The sequence below is a fragment of the Burkholderia sp. Bp9012 genome (assembly GCF_003853825.1).
GTDB lineage: Bacteria > Pseudomonadota > Gammaproteobacteria > Burkholderiales > Burkholderiaceae > Burkholderia > Burkholderia diffusa.
Genome location: NZ_QTQA01000019.1, coordinates 60726 through 75093, shown reverse-complemented (window position 1 = coordinate 75093; position 14368 = coordinate 60726). Strand labels below are relative to the sequence as shown.

Here is a 14368-nt window from a genome sequence, read left to right as displayed (position 1 = left end):
CTCCTGAAGGTCGGTGGATAAGGCGTTTTGTGCGTCGCGCAAACGTTTGCCGTTTCAAACGCGACGCGGCCAGCATGGCGAAAAATAAATAAAAAAATATTCGGCCGGGAATGGAAATTGTCCAGAAAATCGGAGATCGAAACAGTTTGATTTAATGATGATCATTTAATCGAATACGATTCTGAATATCCGCGAAATGATATCGCCGCGCGTCACGCTTATTTGAACAATGAATGGGTGCGCGGGCCGGAATCGCCGGAGGATCGGGCTTCGGTGCCTGTCGGAGCGGGCTGATTTATTCCTTCGATGTTGCGATGCGCTCGCCTGATACACCTGACAGGCGATTAATTTCGAGATTAGAGGTATCGTGCACGGAGCGCGCGCGCTCGATATTCGGCGGCTTTTATTCAATTGGCCCGCTTGCCGGGCCCTTAAGAGGACAGTGCGATGACGAAACCCGATATTCTGAAAGGCGAGATCAAGGGGCAGGCTCAGGACGCAGACCGTCACAACCTGGCGCGGCCCGCGGTGAATGGCGCGTTGTGGGCGCGCGGCCTGACGACGCAGCGCGTGGCGGACCTGTTCAGAACCCTGCCGGGCCTTCCGGGGCACTGGATGCAACTGCAGAACGAGGTCAACGCAGGGAATCGCTATTTCTACGGCGTCCAGAACGGTCACCAGACGACCGACGAAGGAAAGGAACTGATCCGCTGGATCGCCGACGCGGTGGTCAGCGCCGCGCAGAGGGCGGGATTCGATTTTCCGTTGCAGCAGCTTCGGTTCACGGCCGATACGGGCTGGTTGAAGCTTCAGCGCGTGTCGGGGCGCGTGATGGTGTTGTCGAGGCCATAAGCGTGGCGGGCGGCTGTCGGCGTATCGACATGTCGTGGGGCGGGTCAGCCGCGGCAGCGGGAACGCGCTGCCATCGACGATCGATCATGGCCTCGCGCAGGCTGCCGACGGGATCACTGACCGAAGCGTTGCGCCACGGCGTCCTTCAACCGCGCGGCGGTGATCTCGCCCATGTGCGATTCGACGAGTTCGCCCTTCGCATCGAAGAACAGCGTCGTGGGCAGCCCGTGCGACCCGTACGCATGCATCGCACGCAACGGCGGATCGAGCAGCACGTTGTCGAAGCGTAGCCCCTGCTGTTCGAGGAACGCGCGCACCGCCTGCGCGTTTTCCCCCTGGTTGAGCATCAGCACCGTGATGCCGGGATGCTCGCGCTGCGCTTGTTCGAGGATCGGCATCTCGCGCCTGCAAGGCGCGCACCACGTTGCCCACAGGTTCACGACGACCGGCTTGCCGGCAAAGCGTTGCGGCAGCACGGGCGTCGAATCGAGCGCTTCGAGCTGCATCGCGGCGAACGGCGGCGCGGTGCGCTGCAGCGTCGCGAGCGTGCCTTGAGCGATACCCCATGCGGCGAGACCCGCGACGATGCCGGCTGCCACCGGGCGGCGAAGGGCGGGCAGGCGACGCAGCCGCCACACGGCGAACACGAGCGCGGCGGCGACGCCGATGCGCCAGTCGAAGCCGCCGTCGCCGAGCGCGATGATGGACCGTGGCGTCGCTGCGTATTCGCGCCACCACTGCACGACGTAGCCGATGCGTGCGGCGACCAGCCCGAGCAGCAGCACGTCGAGGATCAGGCTCGACGCGGTCTTGTGCTGGCCGTCGGGCGGGCGGCGCTGGATGAAGCGGGCGACGAGCCACGCCAGCAGCGCGGCGGCGGCTACCGCGACGACGCGGATCGAGAAGGGACCGATGCTCAACATGGGAAGAAAAGGGGTGCGGGGATCGTGGATCGACCGGTGAGGGTGACACCGTTGCCGGTCATGTGGCGTTTCGACCCTGCGCGACGCACGCGGGTTCCCGTTGCGCACTCGCGACATGCATCGCCCTGCGCCCGCGAATTGCATGCCGAGTACCAGCATTCAGGATGACGTTGCTTTCGTCGAAGCGTCTCGAAGCATCAGGTCGACTGACGATCGCGCAGCACCGGCAATTACTGCCTGTTTCCGCCGGAGCCAGGCGACGCGCCGCCGAGCCGGTACGCGGTGAAGAACTCGTACCACGGCGAACCCTGACCGACCGGCACGCCGAGTGTCGACGTCCGCTGCTTCAATGCCGCGAACACGTCGTTGATACGCGCGGCCTGCGCGGCATCGCTGAACGGACGCGGCTTCGCCCTGCCGGCCGCGAACGCGCCGTAGGCGATCGCGAGCAGGCGCGCGCTGTCGTCGATCGAGAAGATCGACCCGCTGATCGCTTCGACGAAGCGCGGCCGGTCCGCTTCGCGCGATGCGGCGATGCACTGGAACACGATCGCCGATACTTCGTGCAGGTCGTTCGCGCGCAGCAATGCCGGCAGGCGTGCAGCGATCCGGTCGGCCGGTTCCTCATGCAGCGCGGCGCCGAAGTCGAGCACGGCGGCCATCGGGTTGCCGTCCTGCTTCACGCGATCGAGCGCCGATGCGGACGCGGCGGCCGCTGCCTGTGCGACGGCGCCGGGCGCGCCGCGCAGCACGTCCGCCACCTGCTCCTGCCACTCCGGAAAGATCATCCGCACGTTGCCGAATTGCTCGCCGCCTTGCGCGGCCGGATTCCACCGGTAGACGATCGTGCCGCCGTGAATGAATGGCGAATACAGATGCTCGGGCGTTTGCGGCAGCGGCCGCCGGTTGATCGGCAGCCATGCGAGCGTCAGCCAGTCGTAGCGGCCGGTGGCGGGCACCGACGGGCTCGAACTCGCGACGACCTGCCAGGTGCCGCGGTTCGCATAACGCCGGCGCGCGTCGGGCACCGCGACGGTTTGCTGTTTCGCGGTATCGAAGTAGGTCGTGCCGGTCACGTTGTCGCCGCTGTCCGGGGCCGGCGTGAGGGTGGCGATGACCCACGATGCACCGTCGGCCGAACGATAGTCCGACGGTTGCAGCGTGGCGATGTCGTGCACCATGCGCGTTTCGGCGGCGACGGGGCTCGGCGGAAGATGGGCGGGACCGGCGACGATACTCGGCATGGACATTCCTCGGATTCGGGTGCGTATCGGCGCACGCGAACCGAACGAGAAAGTGGGCGGCGCCGCGTGTCGTCTCTCGTAACTGTAGAACGCCGCCGCCGGAAACGGAAACCGAACGCGGCGGCGGCCACGCTCTGGAAATCGGTTGCGGCGCGCGACGGGTTGTCGAAGCATTTCGCGTGCTGATCGCTGCCGCCGCGTGACCGCGTCGACCCGGACACGCTGAAGCAGTGGTCGCGCGTGCCGCTGTTCCTGTGGATCAAGGCGCGGCCGCTGGCGTGAAGCCGCCGCCGCGTGCGGCATGATCAACGTGGCAAGACCTTCCGGTAGATCACGAATCCGGTTTTTTCCGCGACGGTGTCGTAGAGCCGCATCGCGGTGTGATTCGTCTCGTGCGTTTGCCAGTACACGCGTTCGGCGCGTTGCGCCTGCGCGGCGTCGTACACGGCTTCGATCAACGCGCGGCCCACGCCCTTGCCGCGTTCGCTCTCGAGCGTGAAAAGATCCTGCAGATAGCAGGTTGGCCCGATCAGCGTCGTGCTCCGGTGATACAGGAAATGCACGAGCCCGACGAGCCGGCCGTCGCGTTCCGCGACACGCGCATGCACGGGCTCGTAGCCGTCGAAGAAGCGCGACCACGTGAGCTGCGTGATCTCGCGCGGCAGCGCGGTGTCGCCGAAGCGGCCGTAGAAGCGGTTGTAGCCGTCCCACAGCGGCAGCCAGTTGTCGAGATCGTCTTCCCGCACGGGGCGGACGATCAGGCCGGTGTTGGTAGCGTTCATGGTCGCGAACCTTTCGAGGATGGATGAAATGAAGCGTTGCCGGCGCGGCCGGAAACGAGAACGGACATCCACGATAGAAAGTTCGTGGCACCATGTGTAGACCCATGACATTCCCACATTCTGGAGCCACGATGGATTACGCGGTGCTGCTGTCGACCTTCGAGCGCGAGGCGGGGCCGCACGCTGCCGCGCGGATGTCGCAGCAGCAGCGGCTGTACGCGTGTCTGCGCGACGCGATCCTGAGCGGCCGGATCGCCGAAGGCGCGCGGCTTGCCGCCTCGCGCGCGCTGGCCGACGAACTCGGCATCGCGCGCAACTCGGTGCTGTACGCGTACGAGCGGCTCGCGTCGGAAGGTTTCGTGACCGGCACGCGGCAGGGCACGGTGGTCGCCCGGATGGGTTTGTGCGGGTCGCGGATCGCCGCTGCGGCGCCCGCCGGCGATGCGGCGATGCTGTCGCGGCGCGTCGCGCAGGCCGAGCGCGCGACGAGCGGCCTCGACGAATCGCTGCCGTTCATGCCGGGCGTGCCGGCCGTCGACGAATTCCCGCTCGCGCAGTGGCGGCGCTGCGTCGAACGCGCATGGCGCACGGCGGGGCCGGCGCAGCTCGGCTATCAGTCCGTGGAAGGCGACGCGGTGCTGCGCGACGCGATCGCCGGTTATTTGCGCGCATCGCGCGGCGTGCGTTGCGACGCCGCGCAGGTGATCGTCACCGACGGCACGCAGGGCGCGCTCGACCTGTGCGCCCGCGCGCTGGCGGACGCGGGCGACGTCGCATGGATCGAGAACCCCGGCTACCACGGTGCGCGCAACGCGTTTCTCGCGGCCGACCTGCGCGTCGAGCCGATCGGCGTCGATGCGCAGGGGCTGGCGCCGCATCCGGACGACTGGCGCGATCGTCCGCCGAAGCTCGTCTACATCACGCCGTCGCACCAGTATCCGCTCGGTGCGGTGATGAGCCTCGAACGGCGGCTCGCGCTCGTCGCGCAGGCGCGCGCGGCCGGCGCATGGATCGTCGAGGACGACTACGACAGCGAGTTTCGCCACCACGGCACGCCGCACGCGGCCGTGCAGGGGCTCGCGGACGATGCGCCGGTGATCTACCTCGGCACCTTCAGCAAGGTGATGTTTCCCGCGTTGCGGCTCGGCTTCATGGTCGTGCCGCCCGTGCTTGCGCAGCCGCTGCGCGACGCGGCGGGCGCGCTGATGTTGCAGGGCCGCGCGGTCGAGCAGCGCGCGCTCGCGGATTTCATCGAGGCCGGGCATTTCACGCGGCATCTGCGGCGCATGCGCCGCGTGTATGCCGAACGGCGCGACGCGCTGCACGATGCGCTGGCGCGGCGATTGAGCACACGGCTGACGGTGTCGGGCGGCGCGGGCGGCATGCATCTGTCGGCGCGGCTCGACGTGCCGGTGGCGGACACGGCGCTGAGCCGCGTCGCGCAGGCGCACGGGCTGATCCTGCGGCCGCTGTCGTCGTTCTGCCTGCCGGGCACGGCGCACGGCTACAACGGGCTCGTGCTCGGCTACGGCGGCGTGCCGGCCGAGCGGATGGACGCGCTCGCGCGGCGGATCGGCGAGATGATCGACCGCGCGCTTGCCGGGCGGTGACGTCGGATGCGGCGCGGTAGCGGGCGACCCGGCTTCGAGCGCGACAGCGAACGCGGAAATCCCGGAAGCAGTTGCCCACGTTTCGTCATTTAGCTAATATTCGAAACGTTAAACGAGGCCGAACCATGGACGACGTCACCCGCATCAGTGCACTGGCCAACGAAAGCCGTCTGGCCGTGATGCGCTGGCTCAAGCAGCCGCGCAAGCATTTCCCGCCGCAGCCGCATGGCGACTTCGACGAGCTCGGCGTGTGCTGCACGTACATCACCGAGAAGCTCGGCATCGCGCCGGCGACGACCACGCGCCACATGCGCATCCTCGCGGATGCCGGGCTCGTGCGGGCGACGCGCGTCGGCAAGTTCACGTACTACAAGCGGATCGACGATGCGCTGCATCAGTTGGGCCGCGATCTCCTGCAACTCTGATCTTCACAGAGGCAAACGACATGGATGAACCCGCCCTGCTGGCCGACGCCGACCGGCGCGCGCACGCGTATCTGGCCGCGACCGGCGAACGGCGCGCCTATCCCGATGCGGCCGCGCTCGCCGGACTTGCGGCCTTCGACGAACCGCTGCCCGATACGGGCTACCCGGCGGACGACGTGCTGCGCCTGCTCGACGAGCGCGGCACGCCTGCGACCGTCGCATCGAACGGCCCGAACTACTTCGGCTTCGTGATCGGCGCGACGCTGCCGGCCGCGGCGGCGGCCGAGCGACTGATGCTTGCGTGGGACCAGTGCGCGTCGTCGTTCGCGAATTCGCCGGTGGCCGCGACGATCGAGCGGCAGGCCGCGCGCTGGGTCGTCGACGTGCTCGGGCTGCCCGAAGACAGCGCGGTCGGCTTCGGCACGAGCGCGACGGCCTGCACGCTGGTTGCGCTGGTTGCCGCGCGGCGTGCGCTGCTCGCGCGCAAGGGCTGGGACGTCGACGAAGAAGGCCTGATCGGCGCGCCCGAGGTGAAGGTCGTGCTCTCCGAGCTTGCGCACATCACGGTGAAGAAGGCGCTGCGGGTGCTCGGCTTCGGGATGAAGCGCCTGATCGTCGCGCCGGTCGACCCGCACGGCCGCATCGATCCCGCGCAATTGCCGCCGCTCGACGACATGACGATCCTCTGCGTGCAGGCCGGCGAAGTGAACACCGGCGAGTTCGATCCGTTTGCGACGCTGATTCCGCGCGCGAAGGCCGCCGGCGCGTGGGTGCACGTGGATGGTGCGTTCGGGCTGTGGGCGCGCGCGTCGTCGAAGCGCGCGCTGACCAACGGCATCGACGGCGCGGACAGCTGGACCACCGACGGCCACAAGTGGCTCAACACGCCGTACGACGGCGCGATGGTCATCTGCCGCGACGCGGCCGCGCTCGCGACCGCGATGAACAGCGATGCCGTTTACCTGAGCGGCGCGCAGGACGCGCAGAAGAACCTCAACCTCGAGTTCTCGCGGCGGGCGCGCGGCATTCCGGTGTGGGCCGCGCTGCGCGCGCTCGGCCGCGCCGGCGTGGCGACGCTGGTCGAACGGCATTGCGCGCAAGCCCAGCGCGTCGCCGACGGTCTGCGCGCGGCCGGCTACGACGTGCTGAACCGCGTCGTGCTGAATCAGGTGCTCGTGCGCGCCGGCACCGACGACGAGACGATCGCGATCCTGCAGGCCGCGCAGGATTCGGGCGACGTATGGTTCGGGCAGACGGTGTGGCAGGGGCGGCCGGCGTTCCGGATCAGCGTGTCGTCGTGGCGCACGGAGGACGAACACATCGATCGCCTCATCGCGTTGCTGACGAAGCTGCGCGGCGTGCACGCGGGCTGATCGGCGTCGCCAGGTCGCGGTAGACGACGCGCATGCCGGTGATCTCGTCCGCGTGAAAATGTCGGACAATAGCGCGGCATGCTCGCCGCGCCCGCCCGGGCGGCGCGTTCAACCGCTGCATTGACGCTGACGAGATCCCCATGTCCACGACACCTCCCCGGGAACTGCTGAAAGCCGCCGACATCGCGAAAATGGAACCGACCCGCGCGGTGCATTCGCTCAATCCCAACGCCGTTCGCCTCAAACGACAGCTCAGCGACCTGACCGGCCTCACGCAAATCGGCGCGCACCTGCTCACGCTGATGCCCGGCCACGAATCGGCCGAGTATCACCGCCACCTGTACGAGGAAGAATGCGTGTACGTGCTGTCCGGCACCGGCACGGTCACGATCGGCGAACGCACGTGCGAAATCGGGCCGGGCGACTTTCTCGGCTTTCCGCGCGGCGGCGATGCACACGCGTTGCAGAACACCGGTGACGTGCCGCTGGAACTGTTCATCCTCGGCCAGCGCCTCGAACACGACGTCTGCGAATACCCGAGAATCGGCAAGCGGCTGTACATCGCCGGCGAGCTCGAGGATTTCGTCGAGCTGCCGAAACGGCCGTAGACGCCACGCATCCGCATCGGCCGTCGTCATGCTTATGATGCGGGAACGCCACTGACAGGATTCCACGCCATGGACGCGCCGCATCCGCCGATGAATGCCCCCATCTCCGAAACGGAACCTGAAACCGAAACCGTCACCGAGCCGCGCGCGTCGCGCGTGCAGCGGCCCGTCGCGCTCGTCACCGGATCGACGTCGGGGATCGGCGCGGCCATCGCGCGACGGCTGGCGGCGGACGGTTATGCAGTGATCCTGCATTCGCGCAATTCCGCTGCAACCGGTCGCGCGATGGCGCGCGAACTCGGCGCGGCCTACGTGCAGGCGGATCTCGCCGACGATGCGCAGCGCGTGCGGCTGATCCGCGACGCGGTGGCGGTGCACGGCCGCCTCGACGTGCTGGTCAACAACGCGGGCGTCAGCCGCGTGATTCCGCACGACGATCTCGCCGCCGCGACGCCCGACGTGTGGCACGAGATGCACGAAATCAACGTGATCGCGCCGTTCCGGCTCGTCGCCGAAGCGCAGCCCGCGCTGCTCGAAGCGGCGTCGAGCGGGCGCGCCGGGTGCGTGATCAACGTCAGCTCGCATGCGGGCGTGCGGCCGAAGGGCGCATCGATTCCGTACGCGGCGGCGAAGGCCGCGCTCAATCACACGACGCGCTTGCTGGCGCGCACGCTCGCGCCGGCGATTCGCGTCAATGCGGTGGCGCCGGGGCTCGTCGATACGCCGCTGACCGCCGACTGGACCGCCGCGCAGCAGCTCTGGCGCGAGCACGCGCCGATGCGCCGCGCGGCGACGCCGGACGATGTCGCGCAGACGGTCGCGATGCTCGTCGCGTCCGATTACGTGACGGGCGAGATCGTGATGCTCGACGGTGGATTGAACCTGACCTGACCCGGGGGACAGGTGATGCGGCCGGTGCGGTGAGGCGGCGGGGCGGCGTTGTGCCGGGGTGAGGCGCGCCGGCGGCGAATCCGCCAGCCGGTATCACCGCCGAGGTCAGCCGAGGCTCGAGCGCAGCCGCGCGAGCGCCTGGTCGTGCGTGCGTTCGAATTTCAGCGGCGTGACCGCGATATAACCTTCGTCGAGCGCGACCGTTTCCGAATCCGCATCGTCGTCGCGCGGTGCGCGCGCCAGTTTCAGCCAGTGGTATTCGATGTCGCGCGGATCGCGCCCCGATACGATTTCGACGCCCTGCAGCGTGCCGGTGCCCTGGTTCGTCACCTTCAAGCCGCGCACGTCGTCGGCCGGCCGCGCCGGGAAATTCACGTTGAGGCACGCGTCGCTGTCCCAGCCGGCCGCGACCAGCCGGCGAATCACGTCCGGTGCATGCGTGAGCGCCGTATGCCACGGCACCGCGTTGCGGTCGCGGAAGGCCTGGCTCAGCGCGATCGCCGGCACGCCGACCAGCATGCTCGTCATCGCGGCGCCGACGGTGCCCGAGAACACCGTTTCGGTGCCGAGGTTCGCGCCGCGATTCACGCCGGACAGCACGACGTCGGGCCGCGCGTCCTTCATCAGGTGGCTGACCGCGATCGCGACGCAATCGCCCGGCGTGCCGCGCACGGCGAAGCGGCGCTCGCCCTTGCGATGCACGCGCAGCGGTTCGTGCAGGCTCAACGAATGCGACGTGCCGCTCTGGTCTTCCGCCGGGGCGACGATCCAGACTTCACGTGCCAGTTGCTTGGCGACCTGTTCGAGCACTTCAAGGCCGGGGGCGTCGATTCCGTCGTCGTTGGTGAGCAGGACGCGGTCGAACAGCGGGCGGGTTTCTTGCATCGGGATGATCCTCGCAGGCAGGCAATGAGGGGGAAGGCATCGCGGGTACAGCCGCAAGGCTAGCATCCCGTCGTGACGCGTGCCGTGTCAGGCAGCGCCGCGGCCGGCGCACGGATGCAAAAACGGGCGCATGGCGCCCGTTTTCCGGTTCGAGGTGCCGCCCGCGCGGCGCTCGGAACCGCGTTGGCCGATTATCCGAGCAGATGCCGCAGCAGGCCGGCCGATACGACCCCGATGATGACGGTCGGCAGGATCGACAGGCGGGTCGCCGCGATCAGCGTGACGGCGAGTGCGAGCAGATCGGCCGGGCGCGTCGACACGAAGGCCGGCGCGATCACCGAGATCAGCACGCAACCGGGCACGTTCTCCATCACCGACGCCATCCTCGGGCTCAGCGTGCGGTTGCGCAGCAGCACGTAGCCGAGCACGCGCGACAGGTAGGTCGTCGACGCCATCAGCACGATGGTCGCGACCGTCGCGAAATCAGGCAGCATCGCGCGGCTCCCACAGCAGCGCGGCGATCAGCCCCGCGCACGCGCCGGCCGGGACGTACCACGCGCCGGGCACGGCCAGGTGCGTGGCGGCCGCGACGACGAGGCTCACGAGCCACGGACGGCTCGCGCGCATGCCTTTCCACATCCCGCGCAGCAGCACCAGAAACACGGCCGTGAACGCCATGTCGAAGCCGTACTGCTCGACGTTGCCGATCGTCGGGCCGACCGCCGCGCCGAGCGTCGTCATCGAGATCCACGTCAGGTACAGCCCGGCGCACACGCCCGCGTAATAGGGAACGCTGATGTGCGTGGCGGAGCGCGAACGCGCGTCGGCGAGCGACATCGCCCAGCTTTCGTCGCACATGAAGAACAGCGCGGCGAACGCGCGGCGGCGCGGCAGGCGCCGGATGTACGGCGCGAACGCCGCGCCCATCAGGATGTGGCGCGAATTCACGAGGAACGACATCGCGACGATCAGCGCAATGTGTGGCGGCGACGTCCACAGATGGATCGCCGCGAATTCGGAGCCGCCGCCGAAATTCAGGCCCGTCATCATCGGGACCTCGAACAGGCTCAGCCCTTTTTGCGCGGCCTGCGCGCCGAGCACCAGCGCGAACGGCACAAAACCCAGCATGACGGGCAGCGCCGCGCGCAATCCGCGGCCCATCTCGGCGACATAGGCGGGCTTGTCGCGAAGCCCGGACGACGTTGAAACGCTACTGCTCATTACTCCTCCTACGGGGAGGAGGATTGTCTGCTTTTTTGACTCGAATCGGGTTGCGTTGCGGATCGATATTCTTGAGAATTTGGCATTGAGCGAGTGATTTGCGATTTTTTTGGAATTTGATGCCAATGAAGCTTGACGCTATCGACCGGCGGATCCTGAGCGCGCTGCAACGCGACGGCCGCATGCAGAACGTGGAACTCGCGCACGAGGTCGGGCTGTCGCCGTCGCCGTGCCTGCGGCGCGTGCGGCTGCTCGAGGAAGCGGGCGTGATCGAGAAATACGTGGCCGTGCTGAACCCGGCGAAGGTCGGCAAGGGGCTGACGATCTTCACGCGCGTGTGGCTGAAGGGACAGGACGCCGAATCCGTGAACCGCTTCGCGGAGGCCGTCCAGCAGATGCCGGAAGTGGTCGAATGCCACCTGATGGCCGGCGACTGCGATTTCCTGCTGCGCGTGGTGGCGGCCGACATCGACGACTACCGGCGCTTCCAGATGGAATACCTGACGCGCATCCCGGGCGTGCTCAGCGTGAAGACCGACATTCCGATGCAGAAGGTCAAGCTCACGTCGGCGCTGCCGACGTGACGCGGCACGGGCGCTTGACGACGACCCGGCGAATCGTCACCGGCCGGTGACATTTGGCCGATACACTGGGGGACGAGCCGCCTCGCCGCGCGCCGGCAGCATCACGGTGCGACTTCGATGCGCAAGCAACTAACGGTCAACCGCGAAGCGATCGACGAATACGCGCGCAGCGCGATGCGATCCGCCGGGCGGTGCGTCTTTCTTGTCGGGTCATTCATGCAGCCATTCAACAATCCGTGGAATTCGCTGGAAATCGTCAAGCTCGTGCTCGGCGTGCTGACGCCGTTGTCGGTCGCGTGTCTCGGCTGGCTCGTCGCGCGTCGGCTGAAGCGGCTCGAGCTCGTGCAGTGGACCAACCAGCGGCTGATCGAGAAGCGGCTCACGCTGTACGACACGGTCGCGCCGCAGCTCAATGCGCTGCTGTGCTTCTACACGTGGATCGGCTACTGGAAAGACATCTCGCCGGACGACGTGATCCGCGCGAAGCGCGAACTCGACCGCACATTTCACATCTACCGCTACCTGTTCGACGACGACGTGTACGACGCGTATCACACGTTCATCCACGCGTTGTTCGAGATGCATACGGGGCCGGGGCGCGACGCGCGGATTCGCTCGCTGATCCAGTCGCCGGACGGCGACCGCAGCGTGCACGGCACGTATGAGTGGAAGGCCGCATGGTCCGAGCGGTTCTCGACCGCGAACGTGACGGACAAGGCCGATGTGGTGCGGCACTACACGCGGCTGATGGAGCGGCTGCGCGTGGCGCTCGGCGCGAATCGCTGACGATTGCTGACGCGGCATCGTCCGGGTTTTGAACAACGGTGGTGACGCGCGGGCCGCCCGAGCGACGGGCGCCCGGGAGCGATGAATCAAGCGAACGCCACCGCGCCGATCACTGTTTCCTGCAAGCCACCTGATAATCGATCACGGTATTCGCCGACGGCGTGTCCGGCTCGCCGCCGGCCGTCGTCACACCGAGCACGCCGGCCGCGCTCCGATACCGCAGCGCGCAATACCCCATGCCGGTGCCCGAGCACGCTTCGGCTTCGATGATCCCGTGCTTCGCGAGCGTGGCCGCGCCGTCCAGCGGGTCCGGCTTCTCGCGCGGACGCAACGGCTGCCAGCCACGCGAGATCAGGATCCTGCGCGCCGCGTCGAGTGGCTTGCCGTACACGTTGGGCACGACTGCACGGCCGTGGCAGTACGTGCGTTCGGCGGCGACCGCGGTCAGCCGCAAGCCGCCATGCGCTTCGCGCAACTCGCCGACGGGCGCCGACGGGCCATCGCCACCCCAGACGAGCAGCGCGCCGCTTTCCAGCAACTCGACCGAGCCGAGCTGCCAGCCGGCCGAGCGTGCCGTATAGCCGAGCGCGACGAGCGTCGTGCCGTCGAAGACGCCGACATTTGCGTTGCGCGCGTAACAGATCGCGCTTGTGCCCGGCTTGAAACCGCTCGCGAACGTGACGACCGTGTAGCGGCCGAGCGGCGCTTCCGACGTCACGATCCAGCCGAGCTTCGCTACGTCGCGGCCGGCCGCGGTTGCGGTCTTCGCACGATATTGCGCACAGAACGCGTCGAGCGTGCCGTTCTCCGGCGAGTGCGGCAGCGCGCCGAGCGGAACCAGGGACGCGCCGGCGATATCGGAAGCCGTGCGCAGCGTCTCGGCGGACGCCGCGCCGCCGAGCGCGACACACGCGAGGGCGGCGATCGATGCGACGCGACGGGCAATCGGCTGGACAGTCATGCGACGCATGTGGAGGGTCTTCGGGAAAGAGCGGGCATCGACCGTTTGCGTGCGTGCCCGTCGCCAGGCATTCAAGCCTTCGCGACCACGTCGATCCGCAGCGCCTCGCCGCCGTCGACGATCGCCAGCAGACGATCGACGTTCGGGTGTGCGCCCGGGCGGTTACGCGCGTCGGCGGTGTGCTCCGCGAACACGGCGAGGCCGTGCTCGGCGGCCTTCGCGTCGAGCGTGCCGAATACCTGCTTCAGGTAGTTGTACACCGCGAGCGAGCCCTGCTTGCCCGGCTGATTCTCGATGCTGGCGACCACGTCGCCGTTCGCGCCGACGAGATCGATGCGCGCGACGCCTTCGATGGCCGGCAGTTGCGCGAGGTTGTCCTTGAATACTTGGGTCGGTTGAATCACTGAAACACTCCGTCGGTTCGGTCATGGGTCAATCGGCCAGTATCTTATCCGATCGACATGCGCGCTTCGCGCGCGCGGTCGATGTCGGGGCTGCGATAGGCGCGCTCCGGAATCTCGGCGAGCCGTGACGCATGCACCTGATGCGGCGCGAGGCCATAGAACTTCTGAAAACTCATGATCAGCGGCGACCATTTGTCCGGATCGATGCGGTCCGGATGACCGTCCATCAGCAGGTCGGGATGTACGTGAACGCGCTGGATGCGCACCTCGAACACGCGGATGTGGCCGCGCAGGTCGGGCGCTTCGTCGCCGATGCCGTGCGTGGCGGCGACCACCGCTTCCAGATGCACCGGACATTCGAGCGCGCGCGGCGGTGCGATGGTCTGCGAGGCCGTTTCGGTGAGCCCGGCGGTGCCGAACTTGTCCGGTTCGTACACGTAGCCGCGTGCCTGCTTCGACTGGGGCACCGGATGCGTGCCCGTCGTGCGCGCGATGCGGTCGACGGCCTGCGCCTGCGCCGCCGACGGCAGGTTCAGCACGCATTCGCCGGTGCGCATCAGGTTGTGCGTGGTCTGCGAGCTGGCGGCGAGCCCGAGCATGCAGCGCCAGCCGAGCCAGAACGCGGACGACATCGGCGCAAGATTGGCCGTGCCGTCCGGATTCCGCGTGCTGATCAGCACGACTGGCGTGCCGAAATAGAGGATGTTCGGTTCAGTGATGCGATGCGCAGCGTTCATGGTCGTTCCTTCGTTGACGGGATCAGTTCGCATGCTGATCGCGCCGCCGCCGCGCGGCGCTCCGATTCTTGTCATGTCATTC

General features: G+C 67.8%; 17 protein-coding genes and 1 pseudogene. 9 read left to right on the top strand and 9 right to left on the bottom strand.

All coding sequences use genetic code 11. The features are described from left to right. Window positions 1-447: 447 nt before the first annotated feature. Window positions 448-852: a hypothetical protein gene (locus DIE11_RS24365; protein WP_059605000.1), complete on the top strand. Its 405-nt coding sequence runs from the start codon at window positions 448-450 to the stop codon at window positions 850-852. Window positions 853-965: 113 nt separating this feature from the next. Here the strand turns inward: DIE11_RS24365 and DIE11_RS24360 are convergent, their stop codons facing one another. Together DIE11_RS24360 and DIE11_RS24355 are read right to left on the bottom strand one after the other, a co-directional pair. Further along, window positions 966-1775 (bottom strand): TlpA disulfide reductase family protein, encoded by an 810-nt coding sequence (locus DIE11_RS24360; protein WP_124627690.1) that lies wholly within the window; start codon window positions 1773-1775, stop codon window positions 966-968. 230 nt (window positions 1776-2005) lie between these two features. Continuing rightward, window positions 2006-3019: a hypothetical protein gene (locus DIE11_RS24355; protein WP_124627688.1), complete on the bottom strand. Its 1014-nt coding sequence runs from the start codon at window positions 3017-3019 to the stop codon at window positions 2006-2008. Window positions 3020-3211: 192 nt separating this feature from the next. On the opposite strand from DIE11_RS24355, the pseudogene DIE11_RS37060 reads away from it, so the two are divergent. Then, window positions 3212-3301, top strand: a pseudogene (locus DIE11_RS37060) (class I SAM-dependent methyltransferase); the annotation flags it as partial. Between the two features lie 23 nt (window positions 3302-3324). Here DIE11_RS37060 and DIE11_RS24345 read toward each other — a convergent pair. Next, on the bottom strand, window positions 3325-3801 hold the full coding sequence (locus DIE11_RS24345; protein WP_059685149.1) for a GNAT family N-acetyltransferase: 477 nt from the start codon (window positions 3799-3801) through the stop codon (window positions 3325-3327). A 131-nt stretch (window positions 3802-3932) separates the two neighbouring features. Between DIE11_RS24345 and DIE11_RS24340 the strand changes: the two genes are divergently transcribed. The 5 genes from DIE11_RS24340 (at window position 3933) to DIE11_RS24320 (ending at window position 8708) form a co-directional block, all read left to right on the top strand. Next, on the top strand, window positions 3933-5411 hold the full coding sequence (locus DIE11_RS24340) for a PLP-dependent aminotransferase family protein (protein WP_124627685.1): 1479 nt from the start codon (window positions 3933-3935) through the stop codon (window positions 5409-5411). Window positions 5412-5536: 125 nt separating this feature from the next. Next, window positions 5537-5836, top strand: coding sequence for a helix-turn-helix transcriptional regulator (locus DIE11_RS24335; RefSeq protein WP_059605012.1), 300 nt, complete (start codon window positions 5537-5539; stop codon window positions 5834-5836). 20 nt (window positions 5837-5856) lie between these two features. Then, window positions 5857-7209, top strand: coding sequence for a pyridoxal-dependent decarboxylase (locus DIE11_RS24330; protein ID WP_124627683.1), 1353 nt, complete (start codon window positions 5857-5859; stop codon window positions 7207-7209). Window positions 7210-7349: 140 nt separating this feature from the next. Continuing rightward, window positions 7350-7817, top strand: coding sequence for a cupin domain-containing protein (locus DIE11_RS24325; protein WP_124627681.1), 468 nt, complete (start codon window positions 7350-7352; stop codon window positions 7815-7817). 69 nt (window positions 7818-7886) lie between these two features. Next, window positions 7887-8708, top strand: coding sequence for an SDR family NAD(P)-dependent oxidoreductase (locus tag DIE11_RS24320; RefSeq protein ID WP_124627678.1), 822 nt, complete (start codon window positions 7887-7889; stop codon window positions 8706-8708). A 105-nt stretch (window positions 8709-8813) separates the two neighbouring features. Here the strand turns inward: DIE11_RS24320 and surE are convergent, their stop codons facing one another. From surE to DIE11_RS24305, 3 genes are all read right to left on the bottom strand, one after another. Continuing rightward, the gene (surE, locus tag DIE11_RS24315) at window positions 8814-9593 is read right to left on the bottom strand and encodes a 5'/3'-nucleotidase SurE (RefSeq protein WP_124627676.1); all 780 of its coding nucleotides are present in this window, start codon (window positions 9591-9593) and stop codon (window positions 8814-8816) included. A 191-nt stretch (window positions 9594-9784) separates the two neighbouring features. Beyond that, a complete protein-coding gene (locus tag DIE11_RS24310) occupies window positions 9785-10087 on the bottom strand; it encodes an AzlD family protein (protein WP_409360400.1) in 303 nt (100 codons plus the stop codon). Further along, on the bottom strand, window positions 10077-10814 hold the full coding sequence (locus DIE11_RS24305) for an AzlC family ABC transporter permease (RefSeq protein WP_124627674.1): 738 nt from the start codon (window positions 10812-10814) through the stop codon (window positions 10077-10079). Before DIE11_RS24305 ends, DIE11_RS24310 begins: the two co-directional genes overlap by 11 nt. 125 nt (window positions 10815-10939) lie before the next feature. Here DIE11_RS24305 and DIE11_RS24300 point away from each other — a divergent pair, with 125 nt between their 5' ends. Then, window positions 10940-11398: an Lrp/AsnC family transcriptional regulator gene (locus DIE11_RS24300; protein ID WP_006486309.1), complete on the top strand. Its 459-nt coding sequence runs from the start codon at window positions 10940-10942 to the stop codon at window positions 11396-11398. A gap of 216 nt (window positions 11399-11614) precedes the next feature. After that, window positions 11615-12184: a hypothetical protein gene (locus DIE11_RS24295; RefSeq protein WP_059685249.1), complete on the top strand. Its 570-nt coding sequence runs from the start codon at window positions 11615-11617 to the stop codon at window positions 12182-12184. A gap of 109 nt (window positions 12185-12293) precedes the next feature. Here DIE11_RS24295 and DIE11_RS24290 read toward each other — a convergent pair whose 3' ends face one another. The 3 genes from DIE11_RS24290 to DIE11_RS24280 form a co-directional block, all read right to left on the bottom strand. Continuing rightward, the gene (locus DIE11_RS24290) at window positions 12294-13154 is read right to left on the bottom strand and encodes a hypothetical protein (protein ID WP_124627672.1); all 861 of its coding nucleotides are present in this window, start codon (window positions 13152-13154) and stop codon (window positions 12294-12296) included. A 62-nt stretch (window positions 13155-13216) separates the two neighbouring features. Further along, entirely contained in the window at window positions 13217-13549 is a 333-nt protein-coding gene (locus tag DIE11_RS24285; protein ID WP_124627670.1) for a DUF2322 family protein, read from the bottom strand. A 44-nt stretch (window positions 13550-13593) separates the two neighbouring features. Beyond that, window positions 13594-14286 carry a flavin reductase family protein gene (locus tag DIE11_RS24280; RefSeq protein WP_124627668.1) on the bottom strand — a complete coding sequence of 231 codons (693 nt, stop codon included), beginning with the start codon at window positions 14284-14286 and terminating at the stop codon, window positions 13594-13596. Window positions 14287-14368 lie beyond the last annotated feature (82 nt).

Coding starts and splice junctions, on each gene's coding strand:
- DIE11_RS24365 (WP_059605000.1), top strand. CDS start 448: ATGACGAAACCCGATATTCTGAAAGGCGAGATCAAGGGGCAGGCTCAG.
- DIE11_RS24360 (WP_124627690.1), bottom strand. CDS start 1,775: ATGTTGAGCATCGGTCCCTTCTCGATCCGCGTCGTCGCGGTAGCCGCC.
- DIE11_RS24355 (WP_124627688.1), bottom strand. CDS start 3,019: ATGCCGAGTATCGTCGCCGGTCCCGCCCATCTTCCGCCGAGCCCCGTC.
- DIE11_RS24345 (WP_059685149.1), bottom strand. CDS start 3,801: ATGAACGCTACCAACACCGGCCTGATCGTCCGCCCCGTGCGGGAAGAC.
- DIE11_RS24340 (WP_124627685.1), top strand. CDS start 3,933: ATGGATTACGCGGTGCTGCTGTCGACCTTCGAGCGCGAGGCGGGGCCG.
- DIE11_RS24335 (WP_059605012.1), top strand. CDS start 5,537: ATGGACGACGTCACCCGCATCAGTGCACTGGCCAACGAAAGCCGTCTG.
- DIE11_RS24330 (WP_124627683.1), top strand. CDS start 5,857: ATGGATGAACCCGCCCTGCTGGCCGACGCCGACCGGCGCGCGCACGCG.
- DIE11_RS24325 (WP_124627681.1), top strand. CDS start 7,350: ATGTCCACGACACCTCCCCGGGAACTGCTGAAAGCCGCCGACATCGCG.
- DIE11_RS24320 (WP_124627678.1), top strand. CDS start 7,887: ATGGACGCGCCGCATCCGCCGATGAATGCCCCCATCTCCGAAACGGAA.
- surE (WP_124627676.1), bottom strand. CDS start 9,593: ATGCAAGAAACCCGCCCGCTGTTCGACCGCGTCCTGCTCACCAACGAC.
- DIE11_RS24310 (WP_409360400.1), bottom strand. CDS start 10,087: ATGCTGCCTGATTTCGCGACGGTCGCGACCATCGTGCTGATGGCGTCG.
- DIE11_RS24305 (WP_124627674.1), bottom strand. CDS start 10,814: ATGAGCAGTAGCGTTTCAACGTCGTCCGGGCTTCGCGACAAGCCCGCC.
- DIE11_RS24300 (WP_006486309.1), top strand. CDS start 10,940: ATGAAGCTTGACGCTATCGACCGGCGGATCCTGAGCGCGCTGCAACGC.
- DIE11_RS24295 (WP_059685249.1), top strand. CDS start 11,615: ATGCAGCCATTCAACAATCCGTGGAATTCGCTGGAAATCGTCAAGCTC.
- DIE11_RS24290 (WP_124627672.1), bottom strand. CDS start 13,154: ATGCGTCGCATGACTGTCCAGCCGATTGCCCGTCGCGTCGCATCGATC.
- DIE11_RS24280 (WP_124627668.1), bottom strand. CDS start 14,286: ATGAACGCTGCGCATCGCATCACTGAACCGAACATCCTCTATTTCGGC.